A 16,818-nucleotide genomic window follows, 5' to 3' on the forward strand; every position below is an offset into this window, starting at 1 on the left:
ATCAGTCAAATGACTGACTATTCATGATTGTAACAGTTTTTATTGAAAAAATTAGTGTTTACTCTTAAAATAATATTAGGCAGAATTGTTGAGAGGTGAACGAATTGTCTTGTAAATACACAATTGTTGATATGGATACATGTATTGCTTGTGGAGCTTGCGGTGCAGCGGCTCCAGATATATATGACTATGATGACGATGGCATTGCATATGTAATACTAGATGACAACCAGGGTACAACAGCTGTACCCGAAGAGCTTCTAGAAGATATGGAAGACGCATTTGATGGTTGTCCTACTGACTCAATTAAAGTAGCAGACGAACCATTTGATGGTGATGCTCTGAAATTTGAATAAAAAATACACGCTATTATAAGCGTGTATTTTTTTCTGTAATATTCCTTAAAACGGGTATTATCTTTATGTGAACAAGATAAATAACTGCTCCAACTAATAAGCCTTTTACGATGTTGAATGGGATGATACCAACTGTTATTAAAGTCTTTAGGTTCTCTACAATATCCCGTTGATCAATAATCATTCCGTATAACGGTAGTAGTACGAAGTAATTTAAGAGTGATAAAATCACAGTTAAAACAAGTGTGCCTACTAAAATACCAGTAATCAGTGATTTATTTGTCTTCTTATTACGATAAATCAAATAAATCGGTACTAAAAAACTAATTGATGCTAATAGGTTTCCAATTGGTCCAATTGGTTCACTCGCTGCAATAATAGCGTATAGAACAATTTTTAAAATGATGATTAAAAAGCCAACGCCTCCACCAAAAAGGGCAAAACCAATATATGCTGGAATGTCAGCGATATCAATTTTTAAGAACGGTGGAAAGAATGGTAACGGAACATTTATCAACATTAAAATAAATGAAAGTGCAGATAATATTCCGATAATAATAATGTTTTTTGTACTAAAGTGTTTCATGGCTTGTTCCGTCCTTATTAAGTACTATAGTGAAAGTAGTGCCTTGTCCAATTATACTATCGACAGTGATATCTCCACCATGTCCATTGATGATACTTTTTACTATGCTTAAACCTAGCCCTGTTCCTTGTTTACCTCTTGTTCTTGCTTTGTCTTCCTTGTAGAATCTTTCAAAGATTCGTCCGAGTGATGATGCTTTGATACCTTTACCAGTGTCTTTAACCTCTATGAACACTTGTCTTTTGTTTTCCGTTAGAATAATTGAAATCGTATCATTTGGTTCTGTATATCGTATTGCATTGTCAATTAAATTAGTAAACACTTGATTCAGTTTATCATAATCAAATGGAATTAAACACTGATTCAGTTCGGATTTATATTCAAAATTAATGTGATTTTTCTTGAATTCAAAACGAAATTTTTGCGCAATATCTTTGATAAGTTCGACAATATCATTCTCCATGATATTCAAAAGACTTTGACCACTTTCTAGTTTAGAAACAATAATAAGTTCATTAACTAAAGTGTTCATTCGGTCAGATTCATCTTTAATAATAGAAATCATCTCACGTACGTCATCCTCATCCGTCACGACACCATCTAGAAGAGCTTCTGAGTACCCAGTGAGCATCACCATTGGAGTTTTAAGCTCGTGGGATACGCTAGATATGAATTCGTGTCGCAGCATCTCTAAACGCTGTTCATTAGTGATATCTCTTATTGTGAGCGTCACACCATAATTAACATCCGTATACGCAACGTTCTTAAAGCCGAGATTCAAATAGCTTTCATTTACTTCATATTTAAACGAAGAATCACTCTTATGGTATAACACGTCAATGATTTCGTCGTTTATCTTTTTAACGAGCGTACTATCCTGTGTAATTTCGCGCATCCATCTTTCACCTTCAGCATTTTTATAAATCGCGTATAAGTCTCTATTGAAGAATACAATTCCATCAGAAATAGATGAAAAGATATGCTCTCTTAAATTTTTCTCATGTTGAAGGTCACTAATACTACTCTTAATGTCTTCGTTCATCTTATTGAAGGCGAGCGTTAACTCCCCTATCTCATCGAAACTCTTCACTTTAAGAGGTTTATAATTACCTTTAGCGATATTAAATGCACCGTTTTTAAGTTGGATTAACGGTTCCGTAATACGTTTGATAAGTAAAAAACCAAAGATTGTTGTAATCAAGAAGATAAAAAATGCACTCAAAGATATAATCATCGTGATATCTCTAATAGACTGATACGTTGGAGTCAGGTCACTATATTTGATAAGTGCTGTATTTTCATCGAAAAAACTCGACATATCATGTATGTTGACCATATATTTTCTCTTACGCGCATCTGTAATAATAAAACGTGATTCAGCATTTTCAGACTCTATGATCGTCTCATAAATGAGTTGGTCAATATCTGAATCCGTTGAAATGAACTCACCATTTTTATAAATGATTAAATTATCTTCTATGTTGATAAGTTGCTCGTCAATTTCATTAGAATGGTTAATCAAGATATCTGACTCTATTCTAGACAGATCCTTTTGTAGCTGCGCTTCTGTACTGTTTAGTGCATAGTTTTTAAAATAATAACTCAAAGTGATCGACAATATAAGTAAAACTGCAGTCACTATTATGATAATAGTTAACCACAGTTTTACTACAATGCTATTGAACGTTCTCATTCTGGGTTTTCCTCAAATTTATACCCAATTCCCCAAACAGTCTGAATCATGAGACTTGCTTCGGGTGAAACATCGTTTAATTTTTCTCTTAATCTCTTAATATGTGTATCTACCGTTCTAAGATCTCCATAGAATTCATAGTTCCACACTTCTTTTAACAGTTCTTTTCTATCGAATACTTTTTCAGGACTCATAGCTAAGAATAAAAGTAAGTCATACTCCTTGGGAGTTAAATTGACGAGCTCTCCATTAGCTGTTACTTTATGCGCATCGTTGTCGATTTCTAAGTGTTCAAAGACAATAATATCGCGATTAGTAGAGTCAAATTTTAAATAAGCCGTTTCACTTGAACGTTTTAAAATTGCTTTTGCACGTTGTAATACTTCTCTAGGACTAAACGGCTTAGTAACATAGTCATCTGCACCAGCTTCAAATCCTTCTAATACATCAGCCTCTTCACCTTTTGCCGTAAGTAAAATGATTGGTGTAGATTTATGTGTTCGAATTTGTTTGGTCACTTCAATACCGTTAAGGCCTGGCATCATGATATCTAAGATAACCAAATCAAAAGATTCGTTCAGTGCGAGTTCTAACGCATCATCTCCGTTATCTGCTTCGACAATTTCAAACAAATCTGTTTCTAGATAAAGTACAACGAGCTTACGTATTCTCTCTTCATCATCTACAACTAAAATTCTCTGTTTATTCAAACGAAATCCCTCCCTTAAGCGTAAGAATGGAGTCCAGCAACAATTAAGTTAATTGCGATCATATTGAATAATATGATAAGGAAACCGATAACTGCAAGCCAAGCTGATTTTTCTCCCTCATATCCCCTGTTTAACCTTAAGTGAAGGAAGATTGTATAGAACATGAATGTAATGAATGCCCATGTTTCTTTTGGATCCCAACCCCAGAAGCGACTCCAAGCTTCTTGAGCCCAAATTGCTGCGAAGAATAGACCACCGAGGGCAAATAACGGATAACCAATAATTACTGAACGATATCCAATATCGTCCATTAAGCTTAGGTCAGCATTCTTAGCTAATGGTTTAACCACAGAATATAAACGTCTTCTAAATATGAGTCGCAGAATACCGTAAAGTACAGTACCTAAAATAACTGACCAAACAACAGTGTTCAGACTATGTGCTTTAATAATCGGTGGTAAGCTAATACCTAAGTTAAAGTGGTCTGCTGGTTCATAGTTATTCTCTCCAACATGATCCACAGCTTGTGCACCATTATAGTTAATTAGACTTGGTAAGTGATATTCCGCAATAGCGTTATTACCTGATTGATCTACATACAGGAAATCATTTTGGTAACCAACGCCGCGCATGACACTAATTGAAATAATAAATGCAAATACTACTACGATATTCCACATTAAAAATTCTAACATGCGTGCGCGAATTGATTTTTCCTCAGCAGGAATGATTTTTAAGAGATAGATAAAACCTGCCACAGCACTCATTGATAAAATTCCATAAGATAATGTAACAGTCGTAACGTGAATAAATAACCAGTTACTCTGAAGTGCTGGAATTAATGGTGCAACGTCAGTTGAAAAAATACTTCCATACCCGAGTAAAATTAATGAAATCGGAATTGCAAATAGTCCAAAGACTTTTGTTTTGTAATATGCGTAAGTTATTAAATAACCTGCAATCAGCATGATTGAGAACATTGCAATAAATTCAAACAGGTTTGATACGGGTGCATGACCTGTAGCAGCCCATCTAAATGCGAAATAAACAAGTTCTAAAATAAATGCGATGACCACAATGACAACCGCGATTTTTGCGTTTCGTTCTTCATGTTTAGAACGAATACTTAATGCAAGAGGAACTAAAGCAATGAGTAACAAAATAAACGCTATAAATATAGAAGTGTTACTAATCTGTAAAAATGTATGTTGCATTAGAAATTATCCTTTCATTCTATCATTGTGCTCTACTTCGTCTTTGTCATTTACTGAATCTACTCCATGTTCGTTTAACACAGAGTTCAATTCTTTTTTAAGACCATAGTAATTTTTATTTGTATGAGCCGCAATCGATAGTCCCTTTTCTTTATTGATCCAAATGCGTCTATGGTTAATATAAGATCCGATAAACACACCGAGCAAGAATATAATAAATCCGATACCAATCATATGCATCGTTAAGTCTTTTTTAAGTGTAAGCACTGTAGCAATCTCGTTTTCCATAGATACAAATTTAACTTTAAATTCATTATTTGGCGTGATTTCATCAGTGTTTTGAATCTGTAATAGTGAAATTTCAGGCGTTTCTAATGTTTCATTGTTCACTTGGAATATGAACGCTGGATTTCTAGGAACTGGAGATTGTGAAAGAAGTTCTCCTTTTTTACCAATTTCTAAGAAGTCAGGTGCAAATGCTCTAAGCTGAATATCTGTTTTATCATCAATTGAGTAGTCGCTGTCCGGATCTTTTAAATCGACAGTAAACTCTTCACCAATTTGTTTATCATTGCTATCGACGAGCTTGAATGTCATTGATTTCATTGAGCTATTGTCGAAGCTCGATTGGTATAATTCGTAGTTGTCAAACTTGTAGGGATGGTTGACACGAATTTCATCTTTGTCGATTTCTTTTAAATCAGGTTCGCTACCAACTACATCAGATGATAAATTTTCATAAAATATAATGTTCGTTTGATAGTTACTCGCTAAATCACCTTGCATTGCGAGTGACTTATCAAAGACAGAGCCACTACCTTTGTCATAAGTATCTAAGATAAATTTTTCGTTTTTAACGTAATATTTGTTATCTGTTGTTGGAATTTCAACAGTTTCTCCTTCTGGTACATAAACAATTTCGTCAATATACATACCAGGGAAGAATCGTAGCATACTTCCAATTAGAACGATGATTAAACCAGTGTGGTTGATATATGGACCCCATCTTGATAATCTGCCTTTTTCAAATAGTAAATGTGGGCCATCTTCAGTTACTTTGTAGCGTTTAGATTTAAGTCCCTCTACAATTTTATCGATATTCTCTTTTGTTATTTCGTCACTATTTAAAGTGAGGCGCTGTCTTCTAAAGAAAGAAGGATGCTTTTTTGCACGTTGGTTTTTCAGTGACTTATAAAGAGGTACACCACGGTCAACTGAAGCAGCAATGATTGAGAGTGCTAGCATCGCATTTAATAATACGAACCACCAAGATGAATATAGGTTATGGAATCCGAGCTTGTAATATAGATATCCAAATGTACCGTAGTTATCAGCGTAATATACTTCTGGATCCACTCCAATTGGAATGAAATACTGTTGGGGTAATATTGTACCTATTGCTGCTGCAAGAGCAATCAGTGCAATGATAATCACACCATTTCTGATTGATGTAAAGAAAATCCAAATTTTATCGAATATAGATTGGGATTTTACTTTAGAACGAACAGCACTTCCGTCATAACGCATGACGTCTTTAATTTTCTTTTTATCATAGTCTTCATTAATCATGAGGCCACATGACTGACAAAGCTGAGTACCAGGTGAATTGACATGACCACAGTGTGGACATTTAATTTCTTTTAATTCCAAAATTTACACATCCTACTCTTGTACTGCTTCAATAAATGATTCAATATCTTCTTTTGTTAATTGATACTCTTGTTTTTTTACGATCTTATTGCTTTTATTTACAGCAATTGTTGTTGGTAATGGTCCAATGTTGTATGCTTTCGTTACACTTCTGTTTGGATCAAGAAGCATAGTTAAATTCATATCCTCGCCAAGACCACGTAAAAACTGGTCAATTTGTTGTGGTTTTTCTGAAACGTTTACAGTAATGATTGTTACATCATCATCGTTGTGTTCTATTGATGCTTGGTTTAAGTCAGGCATCTCTTCTCTACATGGTTTACACCAAGTCCCCCAAAAGTTGATGATAACACCTTTTTCTTTTGTAATTTCATGTAGTTGAAACTCTTCACCATCCAGTGATTTTAATTTAAAATCTACTGCAGTATCGCCAACTTTTGTAGTGGCATTATCTTTTGTGAAGTTAAACCATAATGTAATCCCCGTTAAAACAACTATTGCTAAAATAGTTGAAATACGAATGATATTACGTGTCCTTTTCTTCACTCAAAATCCCCCTTAAACACTAATATAGCTATTATAACATTAGAAAAGCCGTCATTCATTGACGGCTTTATGACAAATGAATTATTGTGACACCTGTTTTGAATGTCCAATTAATTTCTTAACTTCATGAGGTGTTAAGAAACGATATTCACCTGTAGGTACACCTTCTATTGTTAAGAAATCAAAGCCAATTCTTTTTAATTTTTTAACTTCTTTACCAAAGTATTCAATCATACGTCGGACTTGTCTGTTACGCCCCTCATGGATGCTTAATTGTATAATCATATCCTTATTCTCAACATCACGAATAATCTCAACTTCTGCAGGTGCAGTTTTCCCGTCTTCTAACATCACACCAGTTTCAAGTTCTGCAATCTGTCTTGGAGTTAAATGGCCATCAACACGCACACGATAAGTTTTTGGAACCTCATATCTTGGATGGGTCATGTAGTTTGTGAAGTCACCGTCGTTTGATAAGAGGAGGATCCCAGAAGTATCATAGTCTAAACGGCCGACTGGATATATTCTTACACCTAGATGATCAAAATTATCGACAACAGTTTTTCTGTCTTTATCATCTTCAACACTTGAAATTTCACCTGTTGGTTTGTGATAAAGAATATAAATTGGTTCTTCATTTTCAATTTGAATGCCGTTAACTTCAACATTATCTTTATTTCCAATAAAAGTTGCTAGTTCTCTAACTACTTCGCCATTTACTTTTACTTTTCCGTCTAAAATGAGTTGTTCTGCTTTTCTTCTTGAGGTAATTCCTGCGTCTGCAATTTTTTTATTTAATCTTACTTTTGTCATTCCATCTCTCCTTGTAAATTACTGAAAAATAAATCGATATGTTCTTGTTCTTCTATCGTTTCAGCAGTTGGTAATTCGTCTATTGATTTTAAATCGAATACTTCTAAAAATCTTTGAGTCGTTTTAAAAAATGTACGTCTGTCTTCATCAAAGTGTACACGTTCAATGAGTCTTTTTGAAAGCAATGTGTTTAATGGACCGTCTGGCGATACACCTCTCAACTCTTCAATCATTCCACGAGCAACCGGTTGGTTATACGCGATGATTGCGAGCACCTCTAATGCCGCGTTAGATAGCTTGTTCTTAGGTGCACTGTCTAGTAATCGCTCAATATACTTAGACATCTTTTTTGTCGTTTTTAGAAAGTAGGTGTTACCATGCTGATCAATTACAAAATTGCTTTTGTTATAAGAGTCAACTACTTTCTCTAATTGCTCTTTCGTGATTGGTACATGTTCAATCAGTGTTTTCTCATGTATGCCAGAATCACCTGCAATATAAAGTAATCCTTCAATGATATCTATTTTAGTTAATTCCATTATTAGCTTTCCTTTATTTCTTTAATATAAAAATCTGTTTGAGACTTAATGTCTATTCTAAAATGATTGAGACGAACGAGGTCAAGAAGAGTAATAAACACTTGGACAACCTGATTAATTGGCTCATCAAAATGGAATAGTTCACCAATGCTCAATTGTTTTTTTACCCTAAATTTATTCTTTAAAAATTCACGTGCATCTTGATCAGTAAATGGCTCTCTCTCAACATAAATATGAACATCTTCTTCAACATGTACGCGAGATTTTACTTTCTCGTAGGCCTCTAGAAGTTCATTCAAATGAATGACAATATTTTCATCGATCTCTCTCTCTTCAAACACGTGTGGTGCTTTAATGAATTTTTTATCTGCAGTTTCTTTAATAACTTTTAGATTATCTGCGTAAAACTTGTAGTTTTGATATTCTAAAAGTTGTGAAACAAGTTCGTCCCTAGGGTCTTCGTATGATTCTTCGATCGCGGGTTCAGGAAGTAGCATTTTACTCTTGATGCGTAAAAGTTCGCTAGCCATAACAAGATATTCACTTGCGATGTTTAACTCGAGCTCTTTCATTTTGTGTATATAAGCTAAGTATTGTTCAGTTAATAAACTCATTTGAATATCATCGATATCAATTTCAAACTCTTTAATTAAATGTAATAATAGATCTAGTGGTCCTTGAAATACATCAAGTTGAACGGTATAGTGTTTCATTAAAATGACCTCAAATTAAGGATGTGTACAAGATGCATAATACGCTTCTGCATCATTTTTATAATATGTTAATTATAGAACAAGATTATTTCGAATGCCATGAAATCATGGAAGATGCCTGGAAAAGTAAGGGCACTTTTACCAAGATGGATAAAGAAGTGTTTCTCGTTCTAATTGCGACTGCAGAGTATCATTACAGGCGTGACAATTTAAATGGAGCAAAACGTTCTTATATTAGAGCTTTAAATATCTTTCATTCTCATCCATTTAACTTAAACTCTATTGGACTTAAGGAATCATTTATAGATTTAATAGGTGAAAGAATAAAGGAAATAGATGATGCTCCATTTAAGCCCCTTTCCTATCCAATCATTGATTCTGTATTTAATGCACTCTATGAAGCTTCAGACTTTGATTCCATAACTGAGTTTGAATCATATTTAAATGAGATACATATAAAGAATCATGAAACTGTACATCGCCATAAAATTCGTGATCGGACAGATGTAATAGAAGAAAGATTAATGGCGCTTAACAGAAAAAAACGCGACTAACGTGTCGCGCTTTTTTTATGCAAAAATAACCCAGTAAAGAATACCCCAAACTAAAGAAAAGGCCAATATAAATAAAAATACAGCTTTTTGATGCTTTTTATTCATTAAAGAATCTCCTTTAAGAAACTTTTACCATGTGTGTGGTATTGAACTTCAAAGTTTTCTGCAATTGTTGCTGCAATATCTGCGAAGCTTGAACGCTTATTAATTTCACCATATTTTAAATCTTTTTTAGAAGTGATGAGCAAGGGTACATATTCACGAGTGTGATCTGTTCCAGTGTGTGTTGGATCGTTTCCATGGTCTGCTGTAATGATCAACAGATCATCATCACGGAGTGCTTCAATGATTTCTGGTAAACGGTTGTCAAAGTCAACTAACGCATCGAAGTAGCCCTCTGGGTCTCTTCTATGCCCATATTCTGCATCGAAATCAACAAGATTTGTGAATGATAAACCTTTAAAGTCTTTATTAATGACTGTGAGTAACTTATCTATACCATCCATATTGTTTTTCGTACGCAATGCTTCTGTAATTCCACTTCCATTAAAGATATCAGAAATTTTACCAACTGAAATCGTATCGAAACCAGCATTTTTAAGTACATTAAGTACGGTATCACTAAATGGACTTAGCGCATAATCGTGCCTATTTCCCGTTCTCTTAAACGCCCCTTTACGTGGACCTACAAATGGACGAGCGATTACTCTACCTACTAAAAATTCATCTTCCATTGTAAGTTCTCGGACGATCTCGCAAATTCCATATAGTTCTTCGATCGGAATAATATCTTCATGCGCTGCAATTTGTAACACAGGATCGTTAGATGTATAGATGATTAAATCACCTGTTTCCATATGATGTTCACCAAATTCATCGATTACTTCAGTACCACTTGCAGGTAAGTTACACACAACCCCCCTGCCTGTTTTTTCTTTAATTTGATCGATTAGTTCATCTGGGAATCCATTAGGATATGTTTTAAATGCTGTTTCAATGTTTAAACCAGCAATTTCCCAGTGACCAGTCATCGTATCTTTTCCTTGTGAGATTTCTTGCATCTTTGTATAGAATGCTTTTGGTTCAGTAGTACAACCGATGTTTGGTAATACATCGATACAACCAAGACCGAGTGATTCTAAATTTTTAAATGCTCCTGTTTTACATTCAAGCGTATGTTTTAATGTATGTGTCCCTTTATCATTAAATTGATCAGCATCTGGTGCTTCTCCTATACCAACTGAATCCAAAACAATTAAATGTATGCGATTAAACATTGTATACCTACTTCCTAGGGTGAAATTTTTTGTACATCTCTCGAATCGTTTTTGCTGATAAATGCGTGTACATTTGAGTGGTTGAAATATCACTATGACCAAGCAACTCTTGCACAGCTCTCAAATCTGCACCATTTTCAATGAGATGTGTGGCAAATGAATGCCTAAAAGTATGGGGTGTTATATTTTTTTTCGTATTACTTACTAATTGATATTTTTTAATCATCTTCCAAAGACCTTGTCTTGTGAACCCCTTACCTCTTTGAGTTAAAAATAAATGAAATACGTTTTCAGTCTTTAGAAAATTTAGCCTGACGTTCTTAATGTAGTGATCTAATATTGCTGCAGAGCGATCTGTGATTGGAATAATACGTTGTTTATTCCCTTTACCAATGACATTGATAAAGCCCATATCAATATTAACATCATCAACCTTGATATCAATTAACTCACTAACACGAACACCTGATGCATATAATAACTCCATGATTGCATGGTCTCTTTGACCAGCCATTGTGTTGTCCGGAGATGTAATTAACGTTTCCATCTCCTCAACTGTCAAAACATCTGGTAATGACTGCTCGATTTTCACTCTGCTGAGTAGTTGTGCAGGGTTATTTGATGTATGTTGATTGTTTTGCAAGAATTGATGAAAATTTCTTAAAGTGGATTGTAATCGTGCAATTGTTTTTGTTTGCTTACCATCAAGAGATTCTTCTTTAAGAAAAGCAGTTAGGTCTTGAGGTTTTACATCTACGAGATTCAGCTTTTTACTTTCTAAATAGTCACGATACCGTTTAAGATCTTGCGTATATGCATCAATTGAAGAACGTGATAGACCTTTTTCGATTTGTAGGTATGATTTATACTCTAAAATTTTAATTTCAGTCTGATCCATTCGCATCCTCTTTCAGCTGACATTCTCTGCATACACCATGGAACGTAAGCCTATGATCCATAATCATAAATCCATATTCGTGTTCGATGATTTTTTCAACATCACTGAGAAGATCGTCTTCAACTTCTTGTACTTTACCGCATTTCACACAGATTAAATGGTGATTAAAGTGTTTTGTACCAGTCTTTCTGAAGTCGTATCTTGATACGCCATCTCCAAAGTTCATCTTCTCTAAAATTTGAAGATCAGATAGAAGTTCAAGTGTGCGATAAACGGTAGCAAGTCCAATCTCAGGATATTCTTCCTTAACACGAAGAAAAACATCCTCTGCACTGAGATGACTGTTTTTATTCTCTAAAAGAATTTTTAATGTCACTTCACGTTGAGGCGTCAGTTTAAACCCAGCACTATGCAGTTGTTCTTTAACGTTCTTTATCTTAGATTCCACCTAAACCACTCCAAATTATGTCTACTATAGTATACATGAAGAAATCGTAATTTAGTAGTGAGAAATTACATACTGAACAGCTGCAATTGTCTTTGCATCCTTAAAGTAATTTTCTCTTAACTTTTGCTGTAATTCGTTAACAGGTACTTTTATAATATCAACAAATTCATCGAGATCTAAATCCTGTTCATCTAAAGTAATATTTTTAGCTTCATACAAATGAATAATCTCATTAGAAAAACCAGGTGAAACATAAAACTCGTAAATTTTAGACACAGATTCTGCTACAAGTCCTGTCTCTTCTTTTAACTCTTTTCTGGCAGTTTTTTCTGCAGAATCATTTGGTTCTATTTTGCCCGCAGGAACTTCAATAAGAATATCTTCTGTTGATATTCTGTATTGTTTTACGAAGTACATCTCATCGTTATAAATAGCAATTATTCCAACTGCTCCTTGGTGATAGACAACTTCTCTCTTAGCTTCATTACCGTTAGGTAATACTACATCTAGCAAGTTCACATCAATAATATTACCTTTATAAATTGAAATACTCCGAACTGTTTTTTCAAGCAAATGTTCATTGTTTTTATTCAAATCATATTCCCCCATTATAATTTTATCTGTTATTGGGTATAGTATCATATAACTATCTTAAAACAGGAAGGTGTATCTTGTGAAATATATCATAACAAAAGATAATCAATCGATATCAAGATTCAGTTTAGGTTGCATGAATCTACCACTTGGAAACATAAAAGAAACCAATGATATTTTAAGGCTCGCCTTAGAATTCGGTGTGAATTACTTCGATACAGCAGACCTATATCAGTACGGAAAAAATGAAGCGACGGTCGGACCACTCCTTCATGATTACAAGAAACACTTTGATATTAAAATCGGCACAAAGGTAGGGAATGAATTTGATTCTGCTTTAAGGGAAAAGATTCGTTGGAATCCTAGTGGCGATTATATCAAACAGGCTGTTATAGACTCTAAACTTAGATTAGGTAATCCATTCATTGATTTGTATCAATTACATGGCGGAACAATTGAAGACAACATGGATGAAACAATTGCGGCTTTTGAAGAGTTAAAAAGAAAGAAACTAATAAAGAGCTACGGTATTTCATCCATTAGAAAGAATGTTATAGATTACTACAAATCTAACTCGAATATCGCAACACTAATGACAGATATGAGTATTTTAAAAACTCAAGGTGAAGAGTTTTTAGATGACGAAATAGTTACACTTGCACGTGGAGGTTTAATGCAAGGTTTGCTCACTAAAAACCATGAAGAAGTTTTAGTGAAAAAGTTCAAAAAAGGAACAAACGGTTATACTTACGATAAGTTAAAACAGATGCTTATGATGCTCACTGATTACAATCATTCTCTAGAAGCAATTGCTTTTAGATATTTAGACTATATGAACGTCGTGACATTAAACGGTGTGAGCTCTGCTAAACAGCTGGAACAAAACATTATGCATTATTTAGATTCTGCAAGCATCTCCGATGATGAAATCAAAGAGATCAGAAGCAACATCAAAACGTTGTACTACGAAGAACACAGAGTCTAAAAAAATCTCCGAGCAATAAACTTGCGCGGAGATTTTATTTAACCTGAAAAGAAAAGAAATCTTCTGCGATATACGTTTGTTCAGGTAATTTTTGTTTAATGTTGTTTAAGAAGTTTTCATCATATCGATTACTGATATGTGTAAATATTGTCGTATCGATATTTAATGATTTAAATAACTCCATCACCTCATGTATCTCACTATGACCAAACTCATGTGCTTTTTCGCTCTCATTATCTAAAAATGTAGCTTCATGAATAACAACATCGCTGTTTTCAATTAGTCTCTTATATTCGCTATCTTTAATGAGGCGTGTATCCCCATGAATCGCAATCTTTTTACCTGGAGTGACTGGTCCTAAAAATTCACTTGTGTTGTAAGTAATACCATCATGTTCGAAAGTATTGCTCTCTTTAATTTCAGCATAAATTGGTCCTGGTCTGATACCGACTTCTTTTAACTTATCCGCATCTAATGATCCTTCTTTATCAGGTTCTTTAAATACAAATAGATAGCTATCAATTGGATGATCCAATAGACGAACATCTACTTGGTATCCTTCAACTGAAAGGGTCATACCGTCATGAATTTCATGTACATAAAATGGATAGTTTAAATGAGTACCAGAAATTTGAAATGTGACTTCAAGCCATTCCTCTATGCCTTTTGGTCCATATATATGTAGTGGTTGGTTCTCCCCACCTTGAAACGCTCTACTTGATAAAAATCCAGGTAGTCCGTAGATATGGTCTCCATGTAAATGTGTAATAAATATATGGTTAATTTTTCTGGATTTAATATTTGTATGTAAGAGCTGATGTTGTAATGCTTCTCCCACGTCAATTAAAAAATATGCGTTAATTTCTGGAATCAAATCCAGTATGATAGACTGTGTTTTTCTCTCTTTAGAAGGTAGCCCAGCCCCTGATCCTAATACTGTTAGCCTCATACATGTACCTCTTTTCAAATTGACTTTATTATATCACAACTAAGCTTGTCTTTTAACACGCATCATGGAATAATAATTAAAGAAGACAGGTGAAATTATGGAAACAATTCATTTTATAGAAAAGTTTATCGTATATATTGAAGACCATTTGCGTGAGAATATAGACTTTGACTCGGTGTTAGCGAATGATGACATTGAAACAAAATCATTTCTCACATTATTTACTTCCCTTGTTGGAATGACACCAAGAGAGTATCAGGAAAAAAGACAACTTACAGAGATTGCTATAGAGGTATATGACGGTCACAGAAGACTCGTTGACATCATCAAGTACTACAATCAGCCAGACTTGGAATCATTCAAGGATAAGTTTCAAAAAGAATTTGGTATTAGTGTTTATGATGTCGATAAACATATTAATTCGATTCCATTACAATTGCGTGTTTCTTTTGAAATCAAACCGACGACTAAGAAAGACCCATTTACCGAATCTAGATATCATGAGAGTATACGATTAATTGGGATTACGGAATTTTTTGCCGCTAACAGCTATGACTACACTAAGAAGTTTAGATACTTAAACTATCTAATGAATAGTGGAATTGTTGGTGAAATTTTAAAGCATAACAATGGACAGGTCAAAGGTTTAGTTGTTTTAGAGCAATATTATGAAGGTGATATTCAAGTGTTTGTAGGCACACCATCATCATTTGATACTGTATTTGAAACAATATACACGCCATCTTCAAATTATCAAATATTTGAATCGAATGGTTTAATCGAAAATGAGATTCCAAAACTCTATGAACATATTTATAGAAAATGGCAATTAAAAGAGCGGTATGACATTGAAACAGAGTTTTCAATCGAAGTGATCAAAGGACTTGTTAATGATATTGAAGATGAATGTATAATACAAGTTTGGCAATCTTATTTTTAATTAAAAGAAAGAGCATATTAAATATGCTCTTTCTTTTAATTTTTTCTTCTATTTTAAAGCTTGTAGTTTTATGATCTCAATAATCATTTCAGTGATCTTGTAAAGCTCTTCTAATGGCATTCTTTCTTCAGTGGTGTGTATTTCTTCATAACCGAGTCCAAGTATCGCAATATCGATACCTTGTCCTGCAAATACGTTACCATCACTTCCACCACCTAGTGAGATAATATTTGCTTCGCGACCGATGTTCTCAGATGCTTTAACAGCAAGTTTGACTACGTCACTATCTTCTTTAGCATGTAATGCTGGATACATAAATTCTACGAATACATCTACTTTACCACCAAGTTCTTCAGCCGCTTGTTTAAATGTTGCTTCAATGTGTGCAGTTTGGTCTGCAAGCTTTTTCTCGTCTAAGCTACGAGATTCCAATAGAACATAAGCGTAATCACTTACGATGTTTGTAGATTTACCGCCTTCGATGCGTCCTACGTTTGCTGTTGTCTCTGCATCGATACGACCGAGTTTCATGTTGCTGATTGCTTTTGCAGCAATGTTGATTGCAGATACACCAGCTTCTGGTTCAATACCGGCATGTGCAGGCTTACCATGAATGTGAACTTCAATTCTATTTTGAGAAGGAGCACGGTTAACAATCGTTCCTACTTTACCAGTACCATCAACCGCATAACCAAATTTAGAGTTTAATACTGAAGTATCAAATGCTTTTGCACCAACAAGCCCGGTTTCTTCTCCAACTGTCACAACTACTTCAACGTCACCATGTGGAATGTTTTGTTCTTTAATCGTACGGATTGCTTCAACAACTGCTGCAATGCCCGCTTTGTCGTCAGAACCAAGGATTGTTGTACCATCTGTAACGATGTAGTTCCCTTTTATGCTCGGTTTAACACCATTACCCGGTGCTACAGTGTCCATGTGAACCATGAAGTTGACAGGCTCTATATCTTCTTCACCTTTTAGCACAAAGAATAAGTTACCTGCACCGTATCCTGTTGTGTTTTTTGTATCATCTTCAAAACCAATGAGTTCCATTTCTGAAAAAAGATTAAATAAATGATCCGCGATTTCACGTTCATTTCCAGATTCAGAATCAATCTGTACGAGTTCTAATAAATGATTAACAAGTCTTTCCTTATTCATTTCTTCCACTCCTAGTTGATAATCGACAAATAAGTCGGTAAAATAAAAATATATTAATATAAATGAGGTCGAACTATATGTCTAATAAAAAACTTCAACGTGCCATTATTTGGGCAATGATTATTCTAATTGTTGTTTCAGGACTAATGATGGGTATCAGCTATCTAACTGGCTTCTAACAAATAAAAG

20 protein-coding genes are annotated in these 16,818 nt (G+C 34.3%); 5 read left to right on the forward strand and 15 right to left on the reverse strand.

Annotation, left to right across the window (positions count from 1 at the left end; genetic code table 11):
• The first annotated feature begins 131 nt into the window (after positions 1–131).
• Positions 132–356 carry a ferredoxin gene (locus H9D55_RS05445; protein WP_186078193.1) on the forward strand — a complete coding sequence of 75 codons (225 nt, stop codon included), beginning with the start codon at positions 132–134 and terminating at the stop codon, positions 354–356.
• Between the two features lie 13 nt (positions 357–369).
• Here the strand turns inward: H9D55_RS05445 and H9D55_RS05450 are convergent, their stop codons facing one another.
• From H9D55_RS05450 to H9D55_RS05490, 9 genes are all read right to left on the reverse strand, one after another.
• A complete protein-coding gene (locus H9D55_RS05450; RefSeq protein WP_186077556.1) occupies positions 370–942 on the reverse strand; it encodes an ECF transporter S component in 573 nt (190 codons plus the stop codon).
• Complete coding sequence (locus H9D55_RS05455) at positions 929–2,635, reverse strand: HAMP domain-containing sensor histidine kinase (protein ID WP_186077558.1); 1,707 nt, start codon at positions 2,633–2,635, stop codon at positions 929–931. The genes H9D55_RS05450 and H9D55_RS05455 overlap by 14 nt, the downstream gene beginning before the upstream one ends.
• Positions 2,632–3,345: a response regulator transcription factor gene (locus H9D55_RS05460; protein ID WP_186077560.1), complete on the reverse strand. Its 714-nt coding sequence runs from the start codon at positions 3,343–3,345 to the stop codon at positions 2,632–2,634. The genes H9D55_RS05455 and H9D55_RS05460 overlap by 4 nt, the downstream gene beginning before the upstream one ends.
• Positions 3,346–3,359: 14 nt before the next feature.
• Complete coding sequence (gene ccsB / locus H9D55_RS05465; RefSeq protein WP_186077562.1) at positions 3,360–4,559, reverse strand: c-type cytochrome biogenesis protein CcsB; 1,200 nt, start codon at positions 4,557–4,559, stop codon at positions 3,360–3,362.
• A gap of 6 nt (positions 4,560–4,565) precedes the next feature.
• Positions 4,566–6,209, reverse strand: coding sequence for a cytochrome c biogenesis protein ResB (locus tag H9D55_RS05470; protein ID WP_186077564.1), 1,644 nt, complete (start codon positions 6,207–6,209; stop codon positions 4,566–4,568).
• 12 nt (positions 6,210–6,221) lie between these two features.
• Complete coding sequence (locus H9D55_RS05475) at positions 6,222–6,755, reverse strand: redoxin domain-containing protein (RefSeq protein ID WP_186077566.1); 534 nt, start codon at positions 6,753–6,755, stop codon at positions 6,222–6,224.
• Between the two features lie 81 nt (positions 6,756–6,836).
• On the reverse strand, positions 6,837–7,568 hold the full coding sequence (locus H9D55_RS05480) for a pseudouridine synthase (protein WP_186077568.1): 732 nt from the start codon (positions 7,566–7,568) through the stop codon (positions 6,837–6,839).
• Positions 7,565–8,107 carry an SMC-Scp complex subunit ScpB gene (gene scpB / locus H9D55_RS05485; protein ID WP_186077570.1) on the reverse strand — a complete coding sequence of 181 codons (543 nt, stop codon included), beginning with the start codon at positions 8,105–8,107 and terminating at the stop codon, positions 7,565–7,567. Before scpB ends, H9D55_RS05480 begins: the two co-directional genes overlap by 4 nt.
• A gap of 2 nt (positions 8,108–8,109) precedes the next feature.
• Positions 8,110–8,820 (reverse strand): segregation and condensation protein A, encoded by a 711-nt coding sequence (locus H9D55_RS05490; protein WP_186077572.1) that lies wholly within the window; start codon positions 8,818–8,820, stop codon positions 8,110–8,112.
• A gap of 65 nt (positions 8,821–8,885) precedes the next feature.
• Here H9D55_RS05490 and H9D55_RS05495 point away from each other — a divergent pair, with 65 nt between their 5' ends.
• Positions 8,886–9,374 (forward strand): DUF309 domain-containing protein, encoded by a 489-nt coding sequence (locus H9D55_RS05495; RefSeq protein ID WP_186077574.1) that lies wholly within the window; start codon positions 8,886–8,888, stop codon positions 9,372–9,374.
• 104 nt (positions 9,375–9,478) lie between these two features.
• On the opposite strand, the gene deoB is transcribed toward H9D55_RS05495, so the two are convergent.
• From deoB to H9D55_RS05515, 4 genes are read right to left on the reverse strand one after another with little or no spacing between them, the layout of a single operon-like run.
• On the reverse strand, positions 9,479–10,651 hold the full coding sequence (gene deoB, locus H9D55_RS05500; protein ID WP_186077577.1) for a phosphopentomutase: 1,173 nt from the start codon (positions 10,649–10,651) through the stop codon (positions 9,479–9,481).
• Between the two features lie 7 nt (positions 10,652–10,658).
• Positions 10,659–11,549 carry a site-specific tyrosine recombinase XerD gene (gene xerD, locus H9D55_RS05505; RefSeq protein ID WP_186077579.1) on the reverse strand — a complete coding sequence of 297 codons (891 nt, stop codon included), beginning with the start codon at positions 11,547–11,549 and terminating at the stop codon, positions 10,659–10,661.
• Complete coding sequence (fur, locus tag H9D55_RS05510; RefSeq protein ID WP_186077581.1) at positions 11,536–11,997, reverse strand: ferric iron uptake transcriptional regulator; 462 nt, start codon at positions 11,995–11,997, stop codon at positions 11,536–11,538. The genes xerD and fur overlap by 14 nt, the downstream gene beginning before the upstream one ends.
• Positions 11,998–12,048: 51 nt before the next feature.
• Positions 12,049–12,591, reverse strand: a complete 543-nt coding sequence (locus H9D55_RS05515; protein WP_235963119.1) for an NUDIX hydrolase — start codon at positions 12,589–12,591, stop codon at positions 12,049–12,051.
• A 79-nt stretch (positions 12,592–12,670) separates the two neighbouring features.
• Between H9D55_RS05515 and H9D55_RS05520 the strand changes: the two genes are divergently transcribed.
• Positions 12,671–13,576 (forward strand): aldo/keto reductase, encoded by a 906-nt coding sequence (locus H9D55_RS05520; protein ID WP_235963120.1) that lies wholly within the window; start codon positions 12,671–12,673, stop codon positions 13,574–13,576.
• A gap of 34 nt (positions 13,577–13,610) precedes the next feature.
• Here the strand turns inward: H9D55_RS05520 and rnz are convergent, their stop codons facing one another.
• Positions 13,611–14,525, reverse strand: a complete 915-nt coding sequence (rnz, locus tag H9D55_RS05525) for a ribonuclease Z (RefSeq protein ID WP_186077584.1) — start codon at positions 14,523–14,525, stop codon at positions 13,611–13,613.
• Between the two features lie 97 nt (positions 14,526–14,622).
• Between rnz and H9D55_RS05530 the strand changes: the two genes are divergently transcribed.
• Positions 14,623–15,465 (forward strand): helix-turn-helix transcriptional regulator, encoded by an 843-nt coding sequence (locus tag H9D55_RS05530; RefSeq protein WP_186077586.1) that lies wholly within the window; start codon positions 14,623–14,625, stop codon positions 15,463–15,465.
• Between the two features lie 48 nt (positions 15,466–15,513).
• Here H9D55_RS05530 and H9D55_RS05535 read toward each other — a convergent pair whose 3' ends face one another.
• Positions 15,514–16,629 carry a M20/M25/M40 family metallo-hydrolase gene (locus tag H9D55_RS05535; protein ID WP_186077587.1) on the reverse strand — a complete coding sequence of 372 codons (1,116 nt, stop codon included), beginning with the start codon at positions 16,627–16,629 and terminating at the stop codon, positions 15,514–15,516.
• 77 nt (positions 16,630–16,706) lie between these two features.
• Between H9D55_RS05535 and prli42 the strand changes: the two genes are divergently transcribed.
• The gene (gene prli42, locus H9D55_RS05540; RefSeq protein WP_186077589.1) at positions 16,707–16,808 is read left to right on the forward strand and encodes a stressosome-associated protein Prli42; all 102 of its coding nucleotides are present in this window, start codon (positions 16,707–16,709) and stop codon (positions 16,806–16,808) included.
• The last annotated feature ends 10 nt before the right edge of the window (positions 16,809–16,818 follow it).

It is taken from the genome of Phocicoccus pinnipedialis, assembly GCF_903994035.1.
In the GTDB taxonomy this organism is placed as follows: Bacteria; Bacillota; Bacilli; order Staphylococcales; family Salinicoccaceae; genus Phocicoccus; species Phocicoccus pinnipedialis.